Consider the following 12,491-nt stretch of genomic DNA (forward strand, 5'->3'; position numbering starts at 1 on the left):
TTTAGCCCCAAACTGGCAGGCCCGACAAGGCGGCAAGTGCAATCGCAACATATGCGGCGGCGCGGTATAGCCGCTCGTATTCGGGGCGGAACAATTTCCCGCCCAGCCAGTTGCCGATCAGATTGGGGATGGCAAGCATGATGCCCAGCAGCGCGGCCGCGAGGGTTACGCGGCCCATTCCGGTCAGATAGCCGAACAGCAGGAAGTCAAACGCGAACAGAAACAGCAGGATCGTTGCGCGGATGACGGTAACTGGCAGAGGGCGCGACATGTAGAACAGGATCACGGCGGGGCCTGGCAAGCCCGCTACTCCGCCCAGGAACCCCGCCGCGCAGCCGATCCCGACCACCATCGCGCGGCCGACAGGACCGTGGTAGCGCAGGCCCAGGACAAGGATGGCCAGCATCGCGAGGGCCAACAGGCTGACAGCGTATCGAAACACATCCGGGTCGACCTGCGTCAGCACCCAAAGGCCAACCGGCAAGATCAGCGCGCATCCGGCCACAAGGCGGATCAGATCGCCCCGCTCAACCTCGCGCCACGCGCGGCGCAGGTTGGGGAGCGGCCCGAAGATGTCCATGATGGTCAGGCCGATCAGCGCGCCGAACGGGCCGAGATAAGGTGTTGCGATAGGCAGGAAGATCAGCGCCGTGCCAAAGCCGGAAAACCCACGCACGATGCCGCTGAGGAAGGCGGCGCATAGAATAATGGCCAGCCCTGTGGGGGACTGGCCAAAAAGATCAGGCGTCGACGTTTGCAAACTGGTTGCCCGCCGTGTTCGACGGTTTGGACCAGTCGCGTTTGACCCCCAGCCACAGCAGGATGGTCGAGGCTACGAAGACCGAAGAATACGTCCCGACGATCACGCCCCAGATCATCGCGAAGACAAAGCCACGGATGACGTCTCCGCCCAACACATAAAGCGAGATCAGCGCCAGCAGGGTTGTGACCGAGGTCATGACCGTCCGGCTGAGGGTCTCGTTGATCGAGATGTTGAGGACCTCTTTTAGGTCTTTCTTTTTATATTTGCGCAGATTCTCACGCACCCGGTCAAAGACAACCACCGTGTCGTTCAGCGAATAGCCCACGATGGTCAGCAGAGCGGCGATGATCGCCAGATCGAAGCGGATTTGCAGTTCCGAAAAGATGCCGATGGTCAGGATCACATCATGCACAAGGGCCGCAACCGCCCCCAGGGCAAACTGCCATTCGAACCGTAACCAGATATAGACCAGCACGGCCCCGATCGCGAGGACAACGGCGATCACGGCGGTCTGGATCAACTCACCCGAAACTTTGGGGCCGACGGATTCGACCGACACGAATTGAATATCGGGGGCTGCCGCCTTCAATGCCTCTTCCACAGCCGTTACCGTCGCGGCCGAGACCGCCTCGGCATCGGCTTGCGCCTGAATGCGGATCATGGCGACGTTTTCGTCCTCGCCAAAGGTCGGGTCGAAAATCTCGGTGATTGTGACATCGCCCAGTTCAAGCGGAGCGATGGCGTCGCGATAGGCACCCACGTCGATCTCTTGCGCGGATTGGGTGCGGATCGTGGTGCCGCCCCGGAAGTCGATGCCGAAGTTCAGACCTTGCAGCATGAAGGACGTGAAGGCCACGACCATCATCAGGCCGGAAATGCCCAGCCAGACCTTCCAGCGGCTGAAGAAATCGAACGAGGTTTCCTGCGGGACAAGTTTCAGTCTCATGATCAAACCTCGATCGTTTTCGGGCGGCGGCGTTCGAACCAAATCACGATCATCAGACGCGTCACGAAGATCGCGGTGAAGACCGAGGTGAGGATACCCAGACCCAGCGTGATGGCAAAGCCGCGCACCGGTCCACTGCCCATGGCAAACAGGATCGTTGCCGTGATGAATGTGGTGACATTTGCGTCCAGAATGGCCGACAGTGCCTTTTCATAACCCAGTTCAATTGCACGGGCCGGACCTCGGGCGGATTTCAGTTCCTCTCGGATACGTTCAAAGATCAGCACGTTGGCATCCACCGCCATGCCGACCGTCAGCACGATCCCCGCGATCCCCGGCAAGGTCAGCGTCGCCCCGATCAGTGATAGAAGACCAAACAGCAGCCCGACGTTCAGGATCAACGCGATATTGGCGAAGATACCGAACAAACCATAGCTGAGCGCCATAAAGACCAGCACGGCTATAAAGGCCACGATGGTCGCCACTTTGCCAGCGTCGATGCTATCTTGCCCCAGCTCTGGGCCGATGGTGCGCTCTTCCAGGAAATCCAACCCAGCAGGCAGCGCGCCCGCGCGCAGCAGGACGGCCAGATTAGTGCTTTCCTCGACAGTAAAATTACCGGTGATGATGCCCGACCCGCCCGGAATGTGGCTCTGGATCACAGGGGCCGAGATCACCTCATCATCCAGCACAATCGCAAACGGCGCGCCGATGTTTTCCAGCGTATAGTCGCCGAATTTACGCGCGCCCGAGGTGTTGAACCGGAAGCTGACCGCCGGGCGGCCGTTCTGGTCGAACGCGGGCTGGGCATCGACCAGCTCCTCACCCGTTACAACAGGGGCCGAGTCGATGATGTAATACACGCCCTCTTCGTCAATCGAGGGCACAACTTCCTGCCCGATACCCGGCGTTGCATCTACGTCGGTGGTGCGACCGCCGACGGGATTGAAGGTCAGTTGGGCGGTCGTGCCGATGATGTCCTTCAGCTCACCCGCCGAGCCGATGCCTGGCACCTGAATCAGGATACGATCCGCGCCCTGGCGTTGAATCGTGGGCTCGCGGGTGCCGACCTCGTCAATCCGGCGGCGGATGATCTCAAGCGACTGTCGCACGGTGCGATCGTCTGAGGCCAGCTTCTCGGCATCCGACAGTTGCACAACGATGGTGTCACCCTCGGCGCGGGCTTCGATATCCGTCGCGCCAACGCCCGAAAGCGTCTGGACCTGACGGGCTAAACCGCGCACGACCTCAAGAGCACGGGCCATCCCCTCGGGCTGGCTGATGCGCACGCGAATCTCGTCAGGGGCCGAGTCCTGACGGCGGATCGTGCCAACCGTAGCCCGCTCATCGCGCAAAGCGTCGCGGATTTCCGGCCACATGGCATCCATGCGGGATTCGTAGACGTCCTGAACCTTGACCTCGGCCAAAAGATGCGCGCCGCCGCGCAGGTCCAGCCCCAGATTGACCAGCGAGGACGGCAGCCAATTCGGCCACTGCGCCGCCTCAGCCTGCATATCTGGGGTGTCGATGCCAAACTCGATCGCGGCTTTGGCATCGTTGGATTGCTCGACGCGCGTGTAGAACGCATTCGGCAAGGCCATAAGCAGGCCGATCACGCAGACCGACCAGATCAGAACCCGCTTCCAGGTGTCAATTTGCAGCATTACCTTGCCTTTTCAACGAGATATCGCGCGAAATTACTTCGCAGGCTCGGTTTTGTTCAGAACCTGAGCGATGGTCGATTTGACAACACGGACCTTGACGTTTTCAGCCAGCTCGACCTCAATCTCGTTCTCGCCTTCCTTGACCTTCGACACTTTGCCGATCAGACCACCTTGGGTGACGACCTGATCGCCCCGGCGCACGGCCTCGACCATGGCCTGATGTTCCTTCATCTTTTTCTGCTGCGGACGGATCAGCAAGAAATACATGATCGCAAAGATCAGGATCAGCGGGAGAAACTGGGCGATTGCGCCACCTTCCATGGGATATTCCTTTTGGTTTGGTGTTTGCGGAAAGGCCCGCAAATTTTGCGAGAACCTATTCTTTGAACTGACTGTTTGCAAGGAATGGCGGTACAGGTTTTTGCACCCAAACTTAGATAATGCGCAAAGATTTGGCCAAGCGTTGCAGTTAAGTCCTAGAAACAAGCGCTTGCGTCGATATAGTTGAACCGCGGGGGGTCCAATGGCGCACATTCATCTGAAACTGGGATTGCTACTTCAGATACTGGTCACGACAGTATGGGTTTGCCTTTGTGCGGTACCTGCTTCTGGTCAGGAAACGGTCGAAGTCCCTGTCGAAAATGAAGAACAATCCGAGACTTTCAAAGCACCCGTTATCGTGGACGGTGATACTCTGTTTTTCTTACGTGGTTCCAGTGCACTACCAGCATCGGAACGCGCCGAAGCAGTACAGGAAAAAATAATAGAAGCGGCCGAAGCTTCGGATAGCCTCGAAGTCACAATCACTTATGAGGATACTGAACTCGGCACACGCATACTGGTCGACGGACTTTCGGTATCGGTTGTGACAGTCGCCGACGCGGAACTGGAGCAGATTGAACTGGAAGTTCTCGGTTTTCTCCATGGCGAGGCCATTGAGCAAGCGATCCAGGCCTACAGGTCCAATCGAACTGATCAAGCGCGAGTTTCCGGAGCGATCGAAGCCACCGCATGGACAATAGGCTTTGGTATCTTTGTTGCCATAATCCTTTGGCTGCATCGCAGGATCAGACGCAAGACGCTGAAATTCGTACAACGGCATCTGAAGGACGTAGAAACCGCAACCGCAAAAAGCGTTCAGGCTGAAGCAATTGCCGCACTGGTGCGATATGGCCTGAATTTCGTTCTGCTGGTGATCTTCTTTCTGGGTTTCTACTATTATTTGTCCTTCGTCCTGCTCGCCTTTGCAGAAACCCGGTACTTTGCGCAGCTTCTGCTGACTTACCTGACTGAGCCTGTTCTACTGATCTTCAAGGGCATCCTTAGTTACATACCCAACTTGATCATGCTGGGTCTAATCAGCTGGGTCACGCTTTATATCATTCGGGGCATGCGAGTGTTCTTTGACGCCGTCGAGGCCGGGTCATTCGATCTGGGGGATTTTGAAAAACACTGGGTGAGTCCAACTTTCAACATCGCACGCGTCGTCGTCATCCTGATCGCGCTGGTCTTTGCCGTTCCTTACATTCCGGGATCAGATTCCGCTGCTTTTCAAGGCTTGACCATTCTTGTAGGCGCGATGCTGTCACTAGGTGCGAACTCGGTCGTTTCGAACATGCTGGCCGGGCTGTTCGTCATTTACCGCCGCTCGACCTCAATCGGGGACCGCATTCAGATTGGCGACCACATTGGCGACGTGGTTCAGATCAAGCTGATGGAGACACATCTGAAATCCATCAAGAACGAACTGATCTCGATCCCCAACGCGCAGCTGATGAACTCTGACGTGGTGAATTTCTCAAAGAAAACCGATGGCAGCGGGCTGCTGCTGCACACCACCGTCGGCATCGGATATGAAGAACCGCCCGAAAAGGTCGAGGCCATGCTGATCGAGGCCGCCCGCCGAACCAAAGGGATCAAAGCCAAGCCCGAACCCTTTGTTTTGTGGACGGCTTTGGCCGATTACGCGATCAATTACCAGATCAACGGCTATAGCACGCGGGGCAGCATCATTCCCAAGATCCGATCCGACCTGCACCGCAATATCGTGGCCGTTTTTAATGAAAACGGAGTACAGATCATGACCCCATCTTACATGGCTGATCCACCCGAACCCAAGATCCCGGTAGAAGAATGGGATGGCCATCTGGCGCATGAATCCCACGAGGGAGCGGATAAGTCGTAACCGGTGCTACACCCTGCCTTTCAGATGGTGCATAAGCGGTCTCAGTGATTCACGCATTCAAGGATCTGAGACATGCACGACATCCGCGCCATTCGCGAAAACCCTGCCGCCTTCGACGTCGCCCTTGCGCGCCGTGGGGACGCGCCGGTGTCGTCGGACCTGCTGCGGCTGGACGAAAGCCGACGCGCCAAAATTCTGGCCGCCGAGACCGCGCAGGCCGAACAGAACAAGGCCAGCAAAGAGGTCGGCGCCGCCAAAGCGCGCGGGGATGAGGCCGAGTTCGAACGCCTGCGCGCGCTGGTCGCCGAGAAAAAGGCCGAGATCGCCCAGATGCAGACCGAGGCCAAGGATTTGGACGCGCTGCTTGCGGATCAACTGATCCGTATCGCCAACCTGCCCGCCGAGGACGTGCCCGAAGGCGCGGATGAAAACGACAATGTCGAGGTCAACCGCTGGGGCACCCCGCGCGCGCTGGATTTTGCCCCGAAAGAGCATTTTGAGATCGACGCCGTTCAGACCGGTATGGATTTCGAAACCGCTGCCAAACTCTCTGGCTCGCGCTTCGTGCTGCTGTCCGGCGGCGTTGCCCGCATCCACCGCGCGCTGGCGCAGTTCATGCTGGACACGCATATCAACGAAAACGAGCTGACCGAGGTCAACGGCCCGGTTCTGGTTCTGTCCGAGATGATGCAGGGTACAGGGCAGTTGCCGAAATTCGGCGAGGACAGCTATCAGACCCGCGAAGGCTGGTGGCTGATCCCGACGTCCGAGGTCTCGCTGACCAATATCGTCAACGACACGATGATCGAGGAAAACTACCTGCCCCGCCGCTATACCGCGCATTCGCTGTGCTTCCGGTCTGAGGCCGGTTCGGCAGGCAAAGACACACGCGGGATGCTGCGCCAGCACCAATTCGAAAAGGTCGAGATGGTCTCGGTCACCCATCCGGACAACTCGGACGACGAACAAAAACGCATGCTGCGCTGCGCCGAGGGCATTCTGGAGAAACTGGGCGTGCCCTATCGCACCGTGATCCTGTGCACCGGCGACATGGGCTTTGGCGCGCGCCGCACCTACGACATCGAAGCGTGGCTGCCCGGTCAGGACACGTACCGTGAGATCAGCTCAGTCTCGACTTGCGGGGATTTTCAAGCCCGCCGCATGAACGCGCGCTTCCGTCCCGAGGGCGGCGGCAAGCCGGAATATGTTCACACGCTGAACGGTTCGGGTCTGGCGGTCGGGCGTTGCCTGATTGCGGTGCTGGAAAACGGGCAGAACGCCGATGGCACCGTCACCCTGCCCGAGGTGCTCTCTCGCTATCTTGGCGGCAAGCTGACGCTGCAAACGGACGGCACACTGGCATAAGAAAACCGGCGCGCCGCAGCCGCCGGTTACAACAAAATCAAGGGGCGAGGAGGTCTTACTTCTTCGCCTTTTTCTTATCCTTTTTCTTGCCGCCCTTCTTGTCATCTTTTTTCTTACTGTCTTTGGCTTTGTCGTCCTTTTTGGACTTTTTGCCCTTCTTCGTCTTGGCCTTCACCTTATCCTTGGCTTTCGAGAACACGGCTTCCATCTCGGCCCGTTTCTTCGCCGCCTTTTCAGCCTTGGCCTTGGCTTTGGCCTTTTTCTTTGCCTTTGCTTCTGCAGCTTCTGCTGCTGCTTTCTCCTCGGTCGCTTTGCGCGCCGCCTCTTGCGCACGTTTTTCAGCGGCGGCAGCGGCCACGGTCTTGCGAGCCGCAGGTTTACGTGTGGCCGGTTTGTGTACGGCCGTCCGACGTGCTGCAGGTTTTGCAGTTGGTTTGGTTGCAGGTTTGGACGACACCGCCTCTTTCGCGGCGGCAATCAACAAAGGAGCGCGCGCCGCCCCAATTCGCGGGACCTTGACCAGATCAGCGGGGTTTGCCTTGGCAATGGCTTCGGCTGTCTTGAAGCCATTAGCTACAAGCGCTTTTCCCAACGCTTCGCCTACACCTTTGACATTGGTCACTGCGGTCATTCTTTGTCCTTTCTTCATCACCCAATGAATTGTATATACACAGAATATACAATTCCGCAAGCGATATGATCTATAGGCTAGCTGCTATGGGCCAGATTTGTTGTCCGCGTCTTCTTTGGGAAAGGTACCAGGCGTTTGGCATCCTCGTCCCACAGCTTGAGGTTCAGTGCCGCGACGGCCTCGGGGAACTTGATCCGGCGGGGCGTATACTCGGCAGGAAGGTTATAGTGGCATTCGCGCAGCCGATAGGATGGGATACGCGCATTGAAATGATGGATGTCGTGCAACGTTATGCAAGCGACAGCATTGTCGAACCACCAGCCGAAATCCAGCGCAGAGGAACCGTGCAAAGCTGCCAGCTTGGGGTCAAGGTCGGGACGGCGGTCCCAGTAGGTGTCCTCGAAATTGTGCTGGAGGTACACGAGGAACACACCCAGCATCCCGCCCAGAAATGAGAACACAATCCATACCAAAATGCCGGTACCGCCAACGATGAAGTAAAGCAGACCCAAAAATACGACGATCGACAGGTTGTGCAGCGCCACACCTGCCACCCCAAACCGGACAGTGTTTTTGGGCCAGCGATAACGAATGAAATAGGTAAACAACGCACCTACTGGAACCAGAATGAACGGATTGCGATAAAGCCGATAGAAAAAACGGGTTTTCCAGTCTGCCTCACTCCATTCACGCAGGGTCATGGTGTGGATTTCACCGGTTTCGCGATGTTCCAGATTGCCTATGCCCGAGTGGTGAAGGTTGTGGTTCTGCTTCATCACTTCAAAAGGGGCAAATGTGAAGGGGGACAGCCCGCGCCCCGCCCACTCGTTTTGCTGGCGCGTCTCGAACAGTGAGTGATGCCCGCAATCATGCTGCAAGACGTAAAGCCGCACAGCTGAGAAGGCAAAAACAACTCCGGCAGGGATCATGATGAACCATTGATCCACATATGCAATCGCCAGCGCCAGCGACGTAAAATAAACGGCAAAAGTTCCAAAGTAACTCAGTGCAGCCAGCCGGTTGTCCTGGACTGCGTATTGTCGTGTGTATTCCCTAAGATCCATCCAGCCCGCCCCTCACGATGGCCCGGTTCAATATCAATTTGAAATTAGGTGCGGAATCTCCGCATGCAACCCGTGCGTGCAAAAACAGATGCACGCGCTTGAATGCTAGCGCGCAGTTCGCGGCATGTCACGCCCTACCGCCGAAAATGCTGAAAATTGGCGCAGTTACGCGCGACCTTTGAGATGCTTGGCTAAAGCACCGGCGTTTTTCTTGCGCCGCCCCTTGTAGGGGTTCTTGTCACCCTGCCCGCGCAGCGTCAGGCGGATGGGTGTGCCGGGCATGTCAAAATCCTCTCGCAGACCATTGACCAGATAGCGGTTATAGCTTTCGGGCATCTTGTCAGGGTGCGAACACATCACCACAAACCCCGGCGGGCGGGTTTTGGCCTGTGTCATATAGCGCAGTTTGATTCGGCGACCTTGCGGCGCTGGCGGCGGGTGCTGCTCCAGCATTGCGGTCAGCCACCGGTTCAGCGCCGCAGTCGGTACACGGCGGTTCCACACATCATGGGCCCGCAGGATGGCAGCGCGCAAGCGCTCCAGCCCCCGGCCTGTTTTCGCAGACACGGTGATCAGAGGCGCGCCGCGCAACTGCGGCAGCAGACGTTCAAAGGATTCCTTGAGGTCGCGCAGTTTCTCTTGCTTGTCCTCTTCGATATCCCACTTGTTCACCGCGATCACGACCGCGCGGCCTTCACGCTCTGCCAGATCGGCGATGCGAAGGTCTTGCTGTTCAAACGGAATCGCCGCGTCCAGCAGGACCACTACGACCTCGGCGAATTTCACCGCGCGCAGGCCGTCCGAGACGGATAGCTTTTCCAGCTTTTCCTGCACTTTTGCCTTTTTGCGCATACCCGCCGTGTCGAAAATCCGCATCGGCGTGCTATCGCCATCTGGGTCAGCCCAGTCAATACGCAGGCTGATCGCGTCGCGGGTAATCCCGGCCTCGGGGCCAGTCAGCAGACGATCTTCGCCCATGATCTTATTGATCAACGTAGATTTTCCGGCATTCGGGCGACCTACTACGGCCACCTGCAACGGCTTGGCCGCAGTGATCAGAGGCGTTTCGCCCTCACCATCCTCATCCAGTTCGATATCGGTTTCCGGTGCCTCATCCTGCGCCTGCTCTTCGGCCGCGTCGGCCAGAGGCATCAACTGGGTATAAAGGTCTGTCATCCCCTCGCCGTGTTCACCCGACAGGCGGACGGGTTCACCGAGACCCAGATTATAAGCCTCAAGCACACCGGCATCGGCGGCCGAGCCTTCGGCCTTGTTCGCCGCAAGGATCACATGTTTCGAACGTTTGCGCAGGATATCCGCGAAAAGCTCATCGGTCGGTGTCACGCCCACGCGTGCGTCGATCATGAAAAGGCAGACATCGGCCATGTCCACCGCACGCTCGGTCAGACGGCGCATCCGGCCCTGCAAGCTGTCATCGGTCGCGTCCTCAAGCCCAGCGGTGTCGATCACGGTAAAGCGCAGATCGGCCAGACGCCCCTCGCCTTCGCGCAGGTCTCGCGTCACGCCTGGCTGGTCGTCGACCAGGGCCAAGCGTTTGCCCACAAGGCGATTGAACAGGGTGGATTTGCCCACATTGGGGCGTCCCACGATGGCGAGGGTCAGCGACATGATACCAAACTTTCAAGACTCAGACGCGCCCTTTAGCGCATCTTTTCGTCAACGGAAAGCGTGTAGATCACCTTTGGTCGATACGACATACAGCGTCTGCCCCGCCACAACCGGCGCCGTTGTCGCCCCGCCAGGTACTTCCACACGGTTTAACAGTGTCCCGTCGACGGGATTGAAGAACCGTACAAAACCGTCGTTCGAGGCAACAACAATGCGCCCCCCAGCCAGAATGGGCCCATAATGCGCAACGATCGGTCCTCGGCGATTGGGCTTGTCCTTGACAAAACCCGGCAGATCCTGCGCCCAGATGATCGACCCATCGGACGAGTCCAGACGCACCAACTGGCTGCGGTCGCTGATCTGAAACAGGCTTCCGCCAACTGGCCAAACAGTGTCAATTGCACCTTCATCGGCGGTCCATTTCCGCTCGCCCGATCCGATCTCGAACGCCACGGTCCGGCCCGAATGGTTACCGATATAGATAGTGTCCCCGGCCACCATCGGCCCTCCGGTCACATCCACGATCTGGGCCGCCGCCCGTCCACGACGCCCTCCAGCGACCGAAGCATTCCAGCGACGAATTCCGCCCTTGCGGAAAGTGGCCGCCACATCGCCGGATCCAAATGCAAACACCGCAAAATCCTGCGCGATCACAGGGGCCGGAGCCCCCAGAACATTGCCCACGCTCGGTGTGCCTTGAATCTGCCAGGCAATGCGTCCGTTGCTGGTATCCACGGCCCAACCTGTTTCGTCCCCTGCGACCAGATAGAGCAGCCCATCGTTGACCAGTGGCGCGCCACTTCCTGTCGCGTTCAAGCGCTTTTGCCAGCGGATTGCCCCAGTCTTGCCATCCAGTGCTGTCAGACGGCCAAACCCGGACGACACGTAAAGCACCCCTTTCGCATACGCCATTCCGCCGCCGGTTGCGTCCTCGTCACCATCATTTGCGGGAATAAGGTTCGTGCTCCAAGCTTTCTGACCCTGGGTCGAGGTCGCGGTCACATTAGCCTCGGAATCAAGCGTGTAGATCAATCCGCCTGCGACGACGGGTTCTGCTGTGATCCGTTGTTTGCGCGAATCCCCTTTCCCAATCGACGCCGACCAAACCCGTTGAGGGGTCGCGCGCAGTTGCGGGTGCGTTGTACGATAGGCAACAGTGCCGGGACTTTGCGACCAATTGGCGTTGGCCTGTTGTGCCGGCAGGTTGATCGGTTTCGATCCGCGTGTCTCGACTGCTTCATTGTCCGAAGCTGGACGAATATCCTCGCGGACGCCGGGAAGGATGACCTGAGGTTCCTCACATGCCGCCAAAAGCGTGACAGAAGCCAATGCGACCGACACTCCAACCCGAGAAAAGAGACTTGTTACCATGATGATCCGAACTCGTCTGTCAGTGTTGTTTGCGCCGCAGTTCAGCCCTGACGGGCTACCAAGGGTTCCGGTACGCCCCCAAGGGCCACAATCAGTTGCGCAGCGCGCTGCTGCAGGTCAGCACCGATCTCGGCATCCTGACGCAATGTCTGCAACCGTTCGATAGCCGCATCGGTGTTACCCTCAGCGACGTCTATCAGCGCCAGTTGTTCTTCAGCCAGCAACCGCAGCGGTGCACCGGGCGCAGCCAGCGCTTCGAATTGTTGGCGGCGGTCTGCTGCGGGCATCGTATCGCTTTGCAACAGCAGCGCTTTGAAAGCGGCAATCGCACGGTAGATTTCTGGCAGGTCCCCCTGAACCGCAATCGTGTTCAGGCTATCCACTGCATCCTGCTCGGATCCGGCTTCAACCTGTGATGCGGACAGCAGCATGTTTAGAACAGCGTCACCACCCGGCGAGGCACTCTCGACTGCTGCAAGATCAGTCGCGCGTTCACCCGAGTCGTTCTTGGCCAGCGCCGCAAGAATCGCGTCGCCTAATTCCTGAGCCTGCGAAGTTGCCCGCGATTTGCGGATTTCGTTGAACGCGGCACCGCCGACGATAAGAACCACAAGCAGGACACCAATCCACCCCCACCGGCGCAACAGCAGGTAAAGGCGGTCTCGGCGCACCTCTTCGGTCACCTCATCAATAAAACTGTCGACGTCGCTCATCCCTGCCCTCCGGGCTGTGTCAGTGGTGTATGGCGCCATGTCATACCCCGGCACCCTTGCCAAGCCAAGGGCCGGAATTCGCACATTTTCACCCTATCCCGTCAGGGTTGCGCAAAAATGTGAACCAAACTATTCAGTTCAGCGTAGAAAAGATACATAA

At 58.1% G+C, this 12,491-nt stretch carries 11 protein-coding genes; 2 read left to right on the forward strand and 9 right to left on the reverse strand.

Annotation, left to right across the window (positions count from 1 at the left end):
- Nucleotide 1: 1 nt before the first annotated feature.
- Genes ABWV79_RS02845 through yajC form a run of 4 tightly spaced genes read right to left on the reverse strand, consistent with a single transcriptional unit; the run spans nucleotide 2 to nucleotide 3,694 of the window.
- Complete coding sequence (locus tag ABWV79_RS02845; protein ID WP_353390331.1) at nucleotides 2–760, reverse strand: TSUP family transporter; 759 nt, start codon at nucleotides 758–760, stop codon at nucleotides 2–4.
- The gene (gene secF, locus ABWV79_RS02850) at nucleotides 741–1,709 is read right to left on the reverse strand and encodes a protein translocase subunit SecF (RefSeq protein WP_353390332.1); all 969 of its coding nucleotides are present in this window, start codon (nucleotides 1,707–1,709) and stop codon (nucleotides 741–743) included. Before secF ends, ABWV79_RS02845 begins: the two co-directional genes overlap by 20 nt.
- 2 nt (nucleotides 1,710–1,711) lie before the next feature.
- The gene (gene secD, locus ABWV79_RS02855; protein ID WP_353390333.1) at nucleotides 1,712–3,373 is read right to left on the reverse strand and encodes a protein translocase subunit SecD; all 1,662 of its coding nucleotides are present in this window, start codon (nucleotides 3,371–3,373) and stop codon (nucleotides 1,712–1,714) included.
- A 33-nt stretch (nucleotides 3,374–3,406) separates the two neighbouring features.
- Entirely contained in the window at nucleotides 3,407–3,694 is a 288-nt protein-coding gene (gene yajC, locus ABWV79_RS02860; protein ID WP_170325331.1) for a preprotein translocase subunit YajC, read from the reverse strand.
- Between the two features lie 202 nt (nucleotides 3,695–3,896).
- Here yajC and ABWV79_RS02865 point away from each other — a divergent pair, with 202 nt between their 5' ends.
- Both ABWV79_RS02865 and serS read left to right on the forward strand, forming a co-directional pair.
- On the forward strand, nucleotides 3,897–5,558 hold the full coding sequence (locus tag ABWV79_RS02865; RefSeq protein ID WP_353390334.1) for a mechanosensitive ion channel family protein: 1,662 nt from the start codon (nucleotides 3,897–3,899) through the stop codon (nucleotides 5,556–5,558).
- A 72-nt stretch (nucleotides 5,559–5,630) separates the two neighbouring features.
- On the forward strand, nucleotides 5,631–6,923 hold the full coding sequence (gene serS, locus ABWV79_RS02870) for a serine--tRNA ligase (RefSeq protein WP_353390335.1): 1,293 nt from the start codon (nucleotides 5,631–5,633) through the stop codon (nucleotides 6,921–6,923).
- 55 nt (nucleotides 6,924–6,978) lie between these two features.
- Here the strand turns inward: serS and ABWV79_RS02875 are convergent, their stop codons facing one another.
- The 5 genes from ABWV79_RS02875 to ABWV79_RS02895 form a co-directional block, all read right to left on the reverse strand.
- The gene (locus tag ABWV79_RS02875) at nucleotides 6,979–7,554 is read right to left on the reverse strand and encodes a helix-hairpin-helix domain-containing protein (protein WP_353390336.1); all 576 of its coding nucleotides are present in this window, start codon (nucleotides 7,552–7,554) and stop codon (nucleotides 6,979–6,981) included.
- Between the two features lie 77 nt (nucleotides 7,555–7,631).
- Nucleotides 7,632–8,618 (reverse strand): fatty acid desaturase, encoded by a 987-nt coding sequence (locus ABWV79_RS02880; RefSeq protein WP_353390337.1) that lies wholly within the window; start codon nucleotides 8,616–8,618, stop codon nucleotides 7,632–7,634.
- A gap of 165 nt (nucleotides 8,619–8,783) precedes the next feature.
- Nucleotides 8,784–10,247, reverse strand: a complete 1,464-nt coding sequence (der, locus tag ABWV79_RS02885; protein WP_170354564.1) for a ribosome biogenesis GTPase Der — start codon at nucleotides 10,245–10,247, stop codon at nucleotides 8,784–8,786.
- 48 nt (nucleotides 10,248–10,295) lie between these two features.
- Nucleotides 10,296–11,618, reverse strand: coding sequence for a PQQ-like beta-propeller repeat protein (locus tag ABWV79_RS02890; RefSeq protein ID WP_353390338.1), 1,323 nt, complete (start codon nucleotides 11,616–11,618; stop codon nucleotides 10,296–10,298).
- Between the two features lie 41 nt (nucleotides 11,619–11,659).
- On the reverse strand, nucleotides 11,660–12,331 hold the full coding sequence (locus ABWV79_RS02895; protein WP_353390339.1) for a tetratricopeptide repeat protein: 672 nt from the start codon (nucleotides 12,329–12,331) through the stop codon (nucleotides 11,660–11,662).
- Between the last annotated feature and the right edge of the window lie 160 nt (nucleotides 12,332–12,491).

This window comes from Ruegeria sp. HU-ET01832 (assembly GCF_040371315.1).
Taxonomy (GTDB): domain Bacteria; phylum Pseudomonadota; class Alphaproteobacteria; order Rhodobacterales; family Rhodobacteraceae; genus Ruegeria; species Ruegeria lacuscaerulensis_A.